Origin of the sequence: Trichormus sp. NMC-1 (genome assembly GCF_001858025.1) — a bacterium.
GTDB lineage: Bacteria > Cyanobacteriota > Cyanobacteriia > Cyanobacteriales > Nostocaceae > Anabaena.
The window spans coordinates 104,350-118,430 of record NZ_LZQD01000005.1 but is presented as its reverse complement, the minus strand read 5'-3'; the positions used below and the strand labels follow the sequence as shown (position 1 = coordinate 118,430).

The window sequence follows — 14,081 nt, the reverse complement described above, 5'->3', positions numbered from 1 at the left end:
AAGGTGTAGATGTCTAGATTGCATTGTGCTGTCGAGGGTTTAGTAATTTCTCTCATTCTCTCATACCCATTACTCGACGACTCTTATTTATCAATGCACTATTTTGTTATTCTGTCAATGCGTAAGTCCTAGATCATTGTACTTACTAAGACTTACAGCACTTCCCGGTGTTATGAGGTACAAGAACCCCACCCCCAACCCCCTCCCCGCAAGCGAGGAGGGGGCTAAGATGTACCTCATAAGAGCGGAAACCGCTGTATACTAGATTAAGCTGTATATATTACCTCTGTATCGGTTTTTAGGTGCAATTAGACTATGCTACTAGGTGGACGTTATGAGATGATCGAAGTTTTAGGAACTGGTGGTTTTGGCATTACCTATAAAGCTACAGACACCCAAAAACCCAGTAAACCTATATGTGTGGTGAAGGAACTTCTACCTCAACACCATTTCAATACTCGCGTTGCCAATTTTTTTGAAAAAGAAGCGAGAATTTTAGAAGTATTGGGTACACATTCCCAAATTCCTCATTTACTAGCGTACTTTGAAGAAAAGGAAAAATTCTACATAGTCCAAGAATTTATTCAAGGAAAGTGTTTAGACAAAGAAATTCTGCGCGGTAAGCGACTGAGTGAAGGTTATGTCACCAAATTATTACAGGATCTTTTAGAAGTTTTAGCTTTTGTTCACCAACAAGGGGTGATTCACCGTGATATCAAACCACCAAATCTGATTCGGCGACAACAAGATGGCAAAGTGTGTTTAATTGACTTTGGTATTGTTAAGGAAATGGCTTCTCAAATCGTGAATAGTCACGGTAATATGCAAAGTTCCATTGTAGCAGGTACTTCTGGTTATATGCCAGCAGAACAAGCTAGAGGAAAAACTGTTTTTCAAAGTGATATTTATGCGTTGGGAGTAACCGCTATTCAAGCATTAACCGGTTTACCACCTCAAAATATCGAAGAAAACCTGGAAACAGGAGAGTTAGAATGGAAACAAGAAGTCCAGCTAAGTGACAATTTAGCAGCAGTACTCACGAAAATGGTGCGTCGTCACTATAGTTTACGCTATGCCAATGCTCAAGCGGCTTTGGAGGATTTGAAAAAATTAACTTCTGCTTCACCTTTAGCAATTCCAGCATCCCAAATTATAGTTAATTCTTCTAGAGATATCTATTTTCAAGAAGCGACTACACACGCTCAACAAAGTCAGGGAAATGTTTCGGTTGTGGCGTTGAAAATATTGGAAGCGAAAAGAATTGAGTTAGGTTTATCTGAACTAGAAGCACTGAACATTAGAGCAGAGGTTTTACAACTTTATCGGGAGTCTGAACGTCAGCAACAAGAACTACTTCAGGAACAAGAAAGCAAGTTAAAAGAGTATGAACAAGTTTTAAAAGCAGCTGTTAATCAACAATATCCTTTTAGTCCAACAATGATTAAAGACTTGCAAGACTTTCGTCAGTATTTAGGGCTGAAAAATGAAGATTCATCTGTGATTGAGAAACGAGTTCTGAGTTCAAAAAGAGCAGAGTATGAACGTCGGCGACAAGAAGCAAAAAAAATAAATCAAACTCAGCTACCAGTTTCGGTCAAAGAGGAAAAACCTAAAACTGATACTCAAGAAAAGCAGCAAAAATTAGCCGATAAGTTGAGTGATAGTTCACAATCTTCATCTAGTTTAAAAACAAACTTATTTGAGTTTGAAACAGCACAATTGATTTCAAAATCTAGATTTATGGGTATAGGAACAACCTGGGAAATTCAGCGCAGTATAAAAAAATCAGCATTGTTTTTAGAAGAATTAGAAAATGGCATAATTTTAGAATTAGTGGCAATTCCTAGTGGTAATTTTTTAATGGGTTCGCCAGAAAATGAACTGGAAAGCACGGATAGGGGAAGTCCTCAACATGAAGTGACTATCAAACCATTTTTCATGGGGAAATTTACTGTCACTCAAGCACAATGGAAAGCCGTTTCTAGCTTACCAAAAGTTAAAATTGATTTAAACTCAGACCCATCTCATTTTAAAGGTGCTAACCGACCAGCGGAACAGATATCATGGTATGAAGCACAGGAGTTTTGCGCCAGATTATCACGAAAAACAGGTAAATTATATCGCTTACCCAGTGAAGCAGAATGGGAATATGCTTGTCGTGCAGGGACAACTACACCATTTAATTTTGGCGCTACTCTTAGCACTCATTTAGCAAATTATAATGGTGAATATGTTTATAGTAATGGCTCAAAAGGTGTTAACCGCAAAGAAACTACAAATGTAGGAACTTTTCCCGCTAATGCTTTCGGTTTACACGATATGCATGGTAATGTATGGGAGTGGTGCGAAGATGGTTGGTACGATAATTATATAGGTGCGCCAATTGATGGTAGTGCGCGACTGAGTGGAAGTAATAATCACCCTCGTCGTTTGCTGCGCGGAGGTTCTTGGTCTTACCGTCCTGTCTACTGCCGTTCTGCTTATCGCGTTAGTTACGTTGCGACTTGCAAGGATTTCAATCATGGTTTTCGTGTTGCTTGTTCTGTTACGTCGAGTTAGTAGTTCTTTATAAAATATTCCTACTTCACAAAATAAGATTTTTCAATTTCACAAATCATGTTTTCTACCAATTCTCTAGAGAATCAACTTCAACGCTGGAACGAAATTATTCGTAATCAACCAAATAACCCTAATGCTTACATTCAGCGAGGGATGTTTTACTTTAAACTTGCTAAAATTGAGGAATCAATTCAAGATTTTGACACCGCAGAAAAGTTAGATTCTAAAATTACACCCTATCTTTGGCAACGTGGTTTATCTTATTATTATGCCCAAAGATTTGCTGAGGGTGCGAAACAGTTTGAAATAGATTTAACTGTAAATTCTCAAGATGTGGAAGAAACAGTTTGGAGATATCTTTGTATAGCGCGTTTCTCAGGTGTGACGGAAGCGCGTAATTCTCTATTACCTGTGAAAAATGACTCCAGACAAATTATGCGTTCTGTCTATGATTTGTTTGCGGGAAATTGTGCAACTGATGATGTGTTAAATGTTGGTAAGTTGCAAGGAGTAAAAGGTAATTTCTATAGTCATCTTTATTTAGGTTTGTATTACGAAGCTGAGAATAATATTGAATTAGCGCAAGAGTATATTGTTAAAGCTGCTGATAATTACAAGATTGATGATTATATGTGGTATTTAGCGGTGGTGCATAAAAAATTGCGGGGGTGGATGTAGCGCGTTAAAAACGGATGCTGTTATAATACCTAAATACCAACAAACGCTAAAATCTTAACTCAAAAAGCTGTACACAATATGTCTTTAGAAATTCAATTTAGAAACCTGGTTGATACCACAAGCTCAACATTAGCTGAATATGATATAGAGAAATTAGATTTTTATAGGCAGTATGAACACTATGGAATAGCTTATGACGATTCTTTAAAAGGTGAAATAGTAGAGCTTCATCTTCAACGAGTAGTACAAGAATCTCTTTGTGGTGGCTGTGACTCTGATTTTAAGGTATCACATTTACGGAAATTAAGAGAATATTTTATTCTAAGCTATATAGTTGATAAAAAAACTTTACAGCCTTATTTGGCTATTTTAGAAAAAATTCTCTTCTTTATAACAAACGGTAGTATTTATTCTTTAGATCATGAAAATCAATGGCGAACAGCTATTCAAGCAGTTAAGGATATTAGAACTCTAGCTGGTCCGATTGCAGAACCTAGCATGGAAGACTTTCAAGAAAGATATAAACGTCAATTTGCAGTAGGTCAGGCGGCCAAGAATTTAAAGAAAAAAGGTTATGAATTAAGTATTGAAGATGGAAAAGTAATAATGAAATCTTCAGAAAAAGAGAGATTAATCAAGCAACTTGAGGATGATATAAAATTTCTTGGTGGTATAAACGTAGTTTCTAATTTATTTGCTTGGATAGAAAATGAATATTCGTTTAATCATAAACAAGAAAGATATCATTTAGTCCGCACATTTGACTCAAATGAGCCAAATGTACCTGTATCTTATCTTCTAAATCTAGCTGTTAAAAATCCTCTTAAATCATCTATATACATTTCTGGTTCTCCAGAAGATGCTTGGAAAAGATTAATTGAAACTTCTACGGAATTTGCAGCAATATTTGATGTACAGCCTTACGAACAACTTCAAATATTTTTCCAAACAATAGACACTTTAGTCAACTTTTTACAAGATATTACAGTTTATGATAGCATATTTACTCTAACTCAATTGCGACCATCTGATGTTTTAAGAATTTTACTTGGTTTGTTTGGATGGATTGATAGAGGTTTGTTTAGAACTAAAACAGGGTTAGATTTAGATCAAATCTTTGAAGTTATAGAGACAATTATTCAATCAGCAAATCATGATAGAACACCAACTTATTATGATTTTCAATCTCTAGCATCAAAAATGCCCAATATTTCTCACGAAAGTCTGAGAAAAATCTTAGATATCCTATCACATGAGAAATCTGCTAATCACAACTTAAAATTCCCCAATGATATTTCATCTGTAGATTTTCAATTTAAGCCTCTTTTGAAAACAAGCAATGATGAATATGTAATGTTAAATCCATCATGGTGTTCACCTGCTTTTTATCAAGCTATTATTTCTTTTCTAAAACAAAATGAATATATAATTTCTTATATTAAACAGCAATTTGACAATAAAAGCCTTGATCAAAAAGTTGGTGATGAGATTGAAAAATTTATTAAAGAGGAGTTTCAAAAAAAAGGAATATCTTGCAAATTCGGTAAATATAAGATTAATGGTATCCAAGGTGAATGTGACTTAGTTGTGGAAACTAAGGATACAATAATATTTATTGAAGTTAAAAAGAAAGAATTAACGCCACAAGCCAAGGGTGGTAATCAAGTTGATATATTTCTTGATATTACTAGAAGTTTAATAAAAGCACAAACTCAGCTTGCAGGACATGAAGAATTAATTAGGAAATCTGGTTGCTTACCGCTAAAAACTGGTTCAAGAATTGATTTAGATGGAAGAGATGTTGCTAAAATAGCAATTACACTACTAGATTTTGGTGGATTAAATGATAGAAATATTGTATTTTTACTCGATTTAATGATTAGGAATCAAATTCATATAACCGATTTGCCATCTCAAACAAAAGCTGATAAAATTCTGAAGGAAATAAATGACCTTTTAAAAAAACTAAATAATTTAAACTGTACTACTTCCAACTCTTCACCTTTTTCCAACAGTTGGTTTCTTAGTGTTCCACAGTTATTAGTTTTACTTGATAACGTAAATTCTAATGACTCGCTAAAAACAGAATTATGGAAAACGCGCAGCTTATCTGCAAGTACACTGGATTTTTATCGTGAATATTCATTTGCTAGAGATTTGCTAGGGTAAGGAGATAGAGAAATGATATACAAAGTTTATGATATCGTCGGTAAATATGCCATCACAGTTAATGGTGGAGAAAAGCTATATACTCAGATTCATCCATGTTTACTAAATAGTGAAACTGTAGAGTTAGATTTTGCAGGAGTGGAAATTTTTGCACCTCCATTCGTAAATTTTGCATTTGGTCAATTGTTGAAAGATATCCCAGCAGAGAAGTTGAATCAATTACTGGAATTCACTTCTCTCAATGATGATGGGTGGGATGTTATTAAACACGTGATGGCTAATGCTAAACGTTATTACTCTGATGAAAAATATCGTACTGCTGTGGATACGGTTATTACAGATATGGCTAGAACTTTCTAACGTCCCAACATTTTATCCCTGAGATGTTTAATGCGATCGCGCAATTTTCCCGCTTCCTCAAATTCCAACTTCTTCGCAGCTTCTTTCATCTGTTTTTCTAACAGGGTAATTAACTCTGGAATATCTTCTAACGATAATTCATCTAAATGATCATCTACCACCTTTAAATCACCTGAATTTAACCGCCGAGATACATCTAAAAACGACAAAATTGCATTACCGGATTTTTTCACAATTGGTTGTGGTGTAATTCCGTGCATTTTATTATGTGCTATTTGAATACCCCTTCTGCGGTCGGTTTCATCAATGGCTTTAATCATGCTTTTTGTTAAATTATCAGCATACATGATCGCTTTCCCACGAATATGGCGTGCTGCGCGGCCAATAGTTTGAATTAAAGAACGTTCCGCACGTAAGAAACCTTCTTTATCTGCGTCCATAATTGCAACTAAAGAAACTTCTGGTAAATCCAAACCTTCTCTCAGCAAATTCACCCCAACCAACACATCAAATTTACCTTCGCGTAAATCTTGTAAAATCTCAATGCGTTGAATGGAATTAATCTCAGAATGCAAATATCTGACTTTAATTGCTTTGTCTTCCAAATATTCAGTTAAATCTTCCGCCATGCGTTTAGTTAAAGTAGTAATTAACGTTCTTTCGTGGCGGTCAACTCTATCCTTTATTTCTCCTAACAAGTCATCAATTTGTCCTTCAGTGGGACGGACAAAAATTTCCGGGTCAACTACTCCCGTTGGTCTAATTACTTGCTCAACTATATTATCTTCCGAAATTTCTAATTCCCAATTTCCAGGAGTAGCAGAAACAAAAATACATTGATTAGGCTTTTGCCAAAATTCCTCTGCTTTTAAAGGACGATTATCCGCCGCACTGGGAAGGCGAAAACCATGATCAATTAATACTTTTTTCCGCGCTTGGTCGCCGTTATACATCCCCCGAATTTGGGGAACAGTAACGTGAGATTCATCTATTACCAATAACCAATCTTTAGGAAAATAATCAATTAAACATTCTGGTGGTTCTCCAGCTTGTCTACCTGCTAAATGACGAGAATAGTTTTCTACACCGTTACAATATCCGACTTCTCGCAACATTTCTAAGTCGTAACGGGTGCGTTGGTCTATACGTTGTGCTTCTACTAATTTTCCTAATTCTTCTAATGATAATTTTTGCTGTTTTAATTCTGCGGAAATATCTTCACAAGCAACTTCTAAACGTTCTTCTGGGGTGACAAAGTGACGTGCAGGGTAAATATTTACAGCTTGCAAACTACTGAGAATTTCTCCAGTTACCGGGTCGATATAGCGAATTGCGTCAATTTCATCACCAAAAAATTCAACGCGAATAATGCGGTCTTCATAAGCGGGGCCAATTTCTAAAACATCACCCCGAACGCGGAATTTTCCCCTGCCCATTTCTATATCGTTGCGGCTATACTGCACAGATGTCAAATCGCGCAAAATCTGCCTTTGATTAACTTCCATACCTATCTGCAAAGGGATAGCTGCTTTTAAGTATTCTGCCGGCATTCCTAAGCCGTAAATGCAGCTAATAGAAGCCACAACGATGACATCCTTGCGTTCAAATAGAGAACGGGTGGCGGAATGTCGCAACATATCTATCTCATCATTAATCGCCGCTGTTTTTTCTATATATGTGTCAGTGACGGGAATATAAGCTTCTGGTTGATAATAGTCGTAATAGCTGACAAAATACTCAACAGCGTTGTTGGGGAAGAACTCCCGTAATTCATTACATAATTGCGCGGCTAGGGTTTTATTATGCGCCAAAACTAAAGTCGGTTTCCCGATTTTCTCAATAACTGCGGCGATGGAAAAAGTCTTACCAGTTCCCGTCGCACCGAGTAAAGTTTGGTAACGATTACCTGCTTGGATGCTGGCTACAAGTTGTGCGATCGCTTGAGGTTGATCGCCAGTTGGAGTAAAGGGAGCTTGAAGACAAAATTCCGTCATACAGTTTTGCTGAAGATACCCTTTACCATAGTAGCTTCACCATCTGTTACCGTGGGGTTTTACAGCAAAATTCAGGAGTCAGTAGAGGACGCGGAGATGGAGGGACGCGGAGAATGAGGGACGCGGGGAAATAATTAGCAATAATTTTTAACAAAATTTGACTCTTTACATTTACTTATATGTCGGTTGTAAAGAAACTTATCTTTAAAGGAGGTTTTTTAAGGTTACACTCTCATATATAGGAAAAAATATATCTTTCCTTACTTATTGTAAAATTCACTTAACAAGCCATAGGTGTTAATTTATCAAGCGCCTGAGCTTCACAGGAGACATAACAGTGGAAGAAAATAACCAGAGTAATAATTTGAACACAGAAGAAGGTTCTCAGGGAACAATTATAGTTGCTGGAGAGCATCCCGTTGGCAGCAATGGCTTACAAGTCGCAGAAACATTCTCAATCGCTGGATTACGTCCTATTGGCACAAGTAGTTTAGAAGTGGTTGAATCCTATAACGAAATGGGAATTCGTCCCATTGGTGCTAACACATTCCAAGTTGTTAGTAGTATTAACCTGTCTGGTATTCGTCCCATTGGTTCTAGTTCAATAATAGTTTCTGAAAATTATTCAGTTTTCGGTAATCGTCCAATAGCACCAAATATTGTTGATGATTCGGAAATTCTGATGGGTTTTCTAGATTAGAGTCGATCTGAAAAGTTTTGGGCGGATTAAATATTGCCTCTAGCACTCTACGATTTAGCAGTTACGTAGTTTGCTGGAGGCATAATTACTTTAAATAATTCGTAATTCGTAATTCGTAATAGTGCCTACGGCAGGCTACCGCCAACGTAATTCGTAATTAAGTTTTCTCGTTCCCATACTCTGTATGGGAATGAATTCTAGAAGGCTCTGCCTTTAATAACCGCTTGAGGCAGAGCCTCTGTGATCACATTACCAGTCAGAGACTGGGAACGAGATATATAACTTTTGACACCAATGAGCAATGCGCTTTACCCCTACAGAAATGATATTAGTAGAATTAGGGAAACATCTATAAAATTTACGTAAATTTTCTATAGTAGGTTTTTAGCTGTATATGTATTAATCTTAATAAATAGCTGGCTTCTGCCCTGAATATGTGGATAATAACGTGGCAGTCTGCCTAGAGTATTAGAAAAATCGACATTATCAGCATGGTGAAGATCAGCAATGGGTAAGGCAATAGGAATTGATTTAGGGACAACTAACTCTGTCGCTGCTTTTAAGTTGGCAGAAGTGGAAGTAGTGACGGCAAATGATAACACCCCTCCAGAGAGGAAACTCACGCGCTCTGTAGTTGCTTACGACCAAGGTAAATTTTTAGTCGGAGAACAAGCTTACAACCAGCTACGCCATGACCCCGAAAACGTAGTTATTTCGATTAAACGCTTGATGGGTAGAGGTTTTGGTGATTCAGCAGTAAATAAGCAAAAATCGGAATTTGGTTACAAAATTTCCCAACCGACACAGGGAACAGACAACAGCATTGCGGTGTGGTTAGGAAATCAAGAATACCAACCAGAGGATATTTCAGCGGAAATTCTCAAAAAAGTGGTGCAAAATGCCCAAGCTTATCGCCAAGGAATTGGTAAAATCGACCAAGCTGTAATTACTATTCCGGCATATTTCAACGATAAACAGCGCTATGCTACCCGCACCGCCGCACTGAAAGCCGGACTAACTCCTTTGGAACTGCTACCAGAACCGACAGCAGCAGCGATATCCTACGGGTTTTCACCTAATAGCGACGATGTAAAAACGATTTTGGTTTATGACTTTGGCGGTGGGACATTTGATGCTTCAGTAATTACCGCAGCCGGAACTTCATTTATTGAACAGGGAAAAGCAGGAGATTTATGGTTAGGTGGCGATGACATCGACTCACGGCTAGTTAAGTTTGTCAAAGAGCAAATTGCTCAACAAGAAAGAATTGGCGATATTGAGGAATTAATCGCCAAAATGCCCTATTACCAACGGGTAAGGTTTAACGCTGATCTAAAAATAGCGGTAGAAAGGGCAAAAGTCGAATTAAGTAGTTTTACAGTGGCGATGATTGCGCCTTCTACGCAACTATTTGATGAATTGGGAATTGCAATTCCCATTGAGGTGGAAATCACCCGCGAGCAATTTGAAATCATGATTAGTGATTTGGTAGAAAATTCGCTGCAAATTTGCCGCCAAGCTTTAGAGTATGCTCAATATCACTTAGAAATGGTAGATGTGGTGCTTTTGGTAGGTGGTTCTTCCCAAATTCCCTTGGTACAAAGCAAACTTAAACAGGCTTTTGGCGCTAATAAAGTAGTTTTGCATCCCCGGCCTATGTACGCAGTGGCTGAAGGTGCAGCAATTGTAGCGGCTGGACAAACAGATAAAGTCACCACAGTATCCCGCGATTATGCCATTAAATTAGCAGATGGCAAGTATACAAAAGTGATTAATCGGGGTGATATTTTGCCAGTGACAACATCCCACACTTTTAAAACTATCGCTGAGGGACAACGGCTAATTCATTTTCAGTTTTTCAGCCCAGATGAAAATAATAATTATGAAAGAATTGGGGAAATGTGGTTGGGTTTAAATGAAAAATATCCAGCCGGAACCGAAATTACAGTGTATTTAGAGTTGGATGAAAAGAACAGCGATTTGCGAATGACAGCAACTTTAAAAAATGCTCCAGCGGTGAAAGTTAGTTGTACTTTTTCTCGTGGTCGTTCCGATGAGAGAATATATCAAGATTTAGAAGATGCGATCGCTCAACTCAATCACCAAAATCTGACTATATTCGGTGTGGAAGAAGCACTCAAGTTAGCAGTACCAGTGGTACAATTAACTAACCAAATTATTAATCCTGTCACAGGAGAAGAACGCAGCGATTTACGTCTACGGGCTGGAGAAAATTTGCAAAAATTCCAAGTTTCTATGTGTCCAGAACGCCTAGAAGCAGAAACTCAGATGCATGAGTGCGATCGCATAGTCAGACTTTGTGGGTTTATGATTCTCAAACCCCAGCAAGAAAGATTGCAAACACTAAGTCAAGAATTGGCATCTGCAATTAACACCAATAACCGCTCCGCAATGGAGTATCACAGCGAAGAAGCAAGACGAGAACTCACCAACCTACCCGAAGAAGTACAGGTAATTCAAGCTTGTATTATCGCCATCCAACAAGCCAAAGCAGTCGCACCTACCCAAGCAAATGCGATGTCTGACAAACTTTCCCGCACACTGTTAGCAATGTCTAATGGTGATGGTAACGAAGCCGAACGTTTGTTGCGTGAACTGCAACCAGATGTCCAACATTGGCTAAATCAAGATTTACCAACTAATAGCATTATCACAGGACTGACGCGATGAATACCAAGCTCAATTGTCCTGTGTGTGGTTATCAAGAAATTGAGGGTAATATTTGCCCTAACTGTGATACTGATCTTGCCCTCATTCGCACACTTCAAGATTTACCTCAACTAAAAAAACCGCTTTCACAAAGCAAATTTAGTAAATGGACTTTGACTGTAGCTTTGCTAATGTTGATGATAGGTATTGGATTGGGTGCAGGAGGCAGTTTTTTGATTGTAAAATCATCTCCTTTTATTTCCACAATAGTTAGTACCCCCAAACCATCTGTCAATTCTCCGGTAACATTGAAGCAGCCACCATCAATTATTTACACAGTCAAACCAGGAGATAGCCTGAGTTTAATTTCTGAAAAAATTTGCGAGAAAGGAACCGCTTGGGAAGTTCTAGTTGAAGCTAATCCTCTATTAGAAAAACGGGAAAACTACTATATAGATCCTGGTGAAAAATTAATGATTCCTCGTAGTTGTCAGGAGAAGAACCAATGAGCATTCTTGACAGCATCAAAGAAACAAGTCAGCAAGCCGAAAAACTCGCTCAACACAAGCAACTGCGAGAAGCTATTACCGTTGCTCAAACTGCACTCGCTGTTTGGGCTGAAAAACCTGCTTTCTGGGAACGTTGGCTGGGTAAATTATTCATCGGTAATCTTGTAGATAAGCTAGAACAACAATTAGAAGATTGGCGTAAACAAGTTGCACAAGCAGATAATTTAGCTAATCAAGCTCAATTGATTCTTCAACGAGATCATGGTGATCCTTTAGAAACTCAAGCTTTATCTAGTGCGATCGCACTTTATCATCTTCATAACCGAATTCTTCACGATAAGCAGGTATCATTAGCGATTCAAAACAGCCAACAGGAACTGGAAAAGCGAGAACAATTTCAAGTCTTGGTAAAGCAAGCACAATCACAGGCAGAAAATCGCTTTTTTATCAATGCACTCTCTACATATCAAGAAGCTGAAAAGTTATATTCTACAGATGCAATAAAACAAGCTATTTCAGAAATTCAAATCCAAGTTCAGCAAGAAGAAATTTACACTTCGGCGCTACAAAAAGCAAAGCAAGCAGTATCTGAAGGCAGATTACGGGGAGCGATCGCACTTTTAGATTTTTCTTTGACAAACTTTCCTCGTTCCGACGGCATAAATTTACTTGAAAAGATCAAATCAATAGTTCAAGGTAGAGAACTATTCCGTCAAGGATTAGCAGCCGAAAAAGCCGGGTATTTACCAGCAGCTAAATCTTTGTATGAAAATGCAAAATCTCTTTTACCGAATTTTACAGATTGCCAAATCCGCTTAGGTTTAGTTGCAATTAAAATGCAAGATTGGGAAAATGCACTATCTCACTTACAAGGTTTATCAGGACAACAAGCCGCTTATTTGCGAGGTTTTGTACTAGCTCAACAAGCAAATTTACAATTAGCTTATCGAGAATGGCAAGGTGTATCTGCTGGATCAATAACTGAACAACGAGAAATTATTAAACACATTGCTCAACATCAACGTTTACTATCTTTACAGAATATTGAAGAGTTAGTTAAAGCTGAAAATCTAGCAGCAGCTAAAATAGCCAGTACGGAATATATCCAAAAATTTGGAGCTAATTCTGTAGTTGAAGTTAATCTTCAAGAACATATCCAACCAAGTTTAGAAGCCGCAGTTTGGAAAGATTCAGACTGGACGAAGATTGCTACTGAAATGAAAAATATCTGGATGGTTAATCCTAATATTACTACATTACACAATTGGGCAGTAGCTACTTATTATTATTCTCAAAATAACCCTGATAAATTATTAGATTTAATTATTTCTCTATCAACTGCTATAGCAAATTTAACAACAGATCCAACTCTTGAAGATGTACCTTGGCTGGGAAATCAAGCTGTTGATTTTACTTCCATATCTTTAGAATTAAAACGCCGTTTAGAAGCAGCAATTGATAATATCAAAAATACCAATATTGAAGATTATGAACATTATGAATATTATTTAAAACTGCGCGATTACTACCGTTGCGAGTTAGTCGCACTCAGATTTATGGGAGAACCTGCAAACTCAGGAATGCAAGTCAATGATGTATTTATTACACCTGGCTGTTATCAAAAATTTAGTTCCCACTGGCAAAATCTTTTAATATATAAAATATATCCTAGTCAAAAAATTCTCCGTTCTCTCTATACCCCTTGGGGTTTAGCAGTAGCTGCTTGTTTAGAAAGTGATATTCAAAGAGCAATTGAAATCAAACCGACAACTCCAGCTAATAATGAAATCGAACAATTTGCTCATAGCTTCATCGCTTATTATCAAGGTTGCTATTACTTACAACAACAAAAATGGCAATTAGCAATTCTACCGTTGCAAGATGCTAAAGCCGAAATTCAAGATAATCAAGATTGGCAAAAAGAAATCGATAGACTTTTTAGTTTGCAACGTCAAGCTATATCAGAATTTTCAGAACATTTAAAATTTGCTCAGTTTTGGTATGATATTTTCAGCAGTAATGCTGCTAGAAGTTATTTAGCTGAATATAAAGCAGAAGAAATCAGAAAGCAGCTGATTAATGAAGAAATTACCGCAGTAAAAGCTTTAGAAAAACTTCAAGAGATTAAAAATATTGATGACGATAATCCTGTTGTCATTAGTATGATCGAAAAAGTGGAATTTAACCAAGATTTGGAAGAAATTGAGCAACTTTTTCATCAAAATCGTTTTGAACAAATGGTGAGTAAGGCTAAAAAATCACGCTATGATAGAGTACGTTATATTGTCGCCGAACTTTTTATAGATTTATTAATTAATGGGATTAAAAATGATACTTTAACTGATGGTGAAGCCATGCTTAATCTAGGAAGATGGGCTTATGAAATTTGTCCAGATGAACCTGCATTCCAAGAAATTTACCGTAGCCTCAAACTTTGTTGAA

Annotated in this window: 9 protein-coding genes; 8 read left to right on the top strand and 1 reads right to left on the bottom strand. The window is 37.1% G+C overall.

All coding sequences use genetic code 11. From position 1 onward, the window contains the following. Positions 1–315: 315 nt before the first annotated feature. From A9Y75_RS16740 to A9Y75_RS16725, 4 genes are all read left to right on the top strand, one after another. Positions 316–2,559 carry a bifunctional serine/threonine-protein kinase/formylglycine-generating enzyme family protein gene (locus tag A9Y75_RS16740; protein ID WP_071190688.1) on the top strand — a complete coding sequence of 748 codons (2,244 nt, stop codon included), beginning with the start codon at positions 316–318 and terminating at the stop codon, positions 2,557–2,559. A 57-nt stretch (positions 2,560–2,616) separates the two neighbouring features. Further along, positions 2,617–3,237 (top strand): hypothetical protein, encoded by a 621-nt coding sequence (locus A9Y75_RS16735; RefSeq protein ID WP_071190687.1) that lies wholly within the window; start codon positions 2,617–2,619, stop codon positions 3,235–3,237. A gap of 78 nt (positions 3,238–3,315) precedes the next feature. Then, the gene (locus A9Y75_RS16730) at positions 3,316–5,406 is read left to right on the top strand and encodes a hypothetical protein (protein ID WP_071190686.1); all 2,091 of its coding nucleotides are present in this window, start codon (positions 3,316–3,318) and stop codon (positions 5,404–5,406) included. 12 nt (positions 5,407–5,418) lie between these two features. After that, positions 5,419–5,766: an STAS-like domain-containing protein gene (locus A9Y75_RS16725; protein ID WP_071190685.1), complete on the top strand. Its 348-nt coding sequence runs from the start codon at positions 5,419–5,421 to the stop codon at positions 5,764–5,766. On the opposite strand, the gene uvrB is transcribed toward A9Y75_RS16725, so the two are convergent. Beyond that, positions 5,763–7,760, bottom strand: coding sequence for an excinuclease ABC subunit UvrB (gene uvrB / locus A9Y75_RS16720; protein ID WP_071190684.1), 1,998 nt, complete (start codon positions 7,758–7,760; stop codon positions 5,763–5,765). The two genes, A9Y75_RS16725 and uvrB, sit on opposite strands and share 4 nt — an antisense overlap. Positions 7,761–8,097: 337 nt before the next feature. On the opposite strand from uvrB, the gene A9Y75_RS16715 reads away from it, so the two are divergent. The 4 genes from A9Y75_RS16715 (at position 8,098) to A9Y75_RS16700 (ending at position 14,080) form a co-directional block, all read left to right on the top strand. Beyond that, positions 8,098–8,460, top strand: a complete 363-nt coding sequence (locus A9Y75_RS16715) for a hypothetical protein (protein WP_071190683.1) — start codon at positions 8,098–8,100, stop codon at positions 8,458–8,460. Between the two features lie 507 nt (positions 8,461–8,967). Then, positions 8,968–11,151 carry an Hsp70 family protein gene (locus A9Y75_RS16710; RefSeq protein WP_071190681.1) on the top strand — a complete coding sequence of 728 codons (2,184 nt, stop codon included), beginning with the start codon at positions 8,968–8,970 and terminating at the stop codon, positions 11,149–11,151. Next, positions 11,148–11,639, top strand: a complete 492-nt coding sequence (locus tag A9Y75_RS16705; protein ID WP_071190679.1) for a LysM peptidoglycan-binding domain-containing protein — start codon at positions 11,148–11,150, stop codon at positions 11,637–11,639. The genes A9Y75_RS16710 and A9Y75_RS16705 overlap by 4 nt, the downstream gene beginning before the upstream one ends. After that, entirely contained in the window at positions 11,636–14,080 is a 2,445-nt protein-coding gene (locus tag A9Y75_RS16700) for a peptidase M, neutral zinc metallopeptidase site (protein WP_071190677.1), read from the top strand. The genes A9Y75_RS16705 and A9Y75_RS16700 overlap by 4 nt, the downstream gene beginning before the upstream one ends. The last annotated feature ends 1 nt before the right edge of the window (position 14,081 follow it).

Coding starts and splice junctions, on each gene's coding strand:
- A9Y75_RS16740 (WP_071190688.1), top strand. CDS start 316: ATGCTACTAGGTGGACGTTATGAGATGATCGAAGTTTTAGGAACTGGT.
- A9Y75_RS16735 (WP_071190687.1), top strand. CDS start 2,617: ATGTTTTCTACCAATTCTCTAGAGAATCAACTTCAACGCTGGAACGAA.
- A9Y75_RS16730 (WP_071190686.1), top strand. CDS start 3,316: ATGTCTTTAGAAATTCAATTTAGAAACCTGGTTGATACCACAAGCTCA.
- A9Y75_RS16725 (WP_071190685.1), top strand. CDS start 5,419: ATGATATACAAAGTTTATGATATCGTCGGTAAATATGCCATCACAGTT.
- uvrB (WP_071190684.1), bottom strand. CDS start 7,760: ATGACGGAATTTTGTCTTCAAGCTCCCTTTACTCCAACTGGCGATCAA.
- A9Y75_RS16710 (WP_071190681.1), top strand. CDS start 8,968: ATGGGTAAGGCAATAGGAATTGATTTAGGGACAACTAACTCTGTCGCT.
- A9Y75_RS16705 (WP_071190679.1), top strand. CDS start 11,148: ATGAATACCAAGCTCAATTGTCCTGTGTGTGGTTATCAAGAAATTGAG.
- A9Y75_RS16700 (WP_071190677.1), top strand. CDS start 11,636: ATGAGCATTCTTGACAGCATCAAAGAAACAAGTCAGCAAGCCGAAAAA.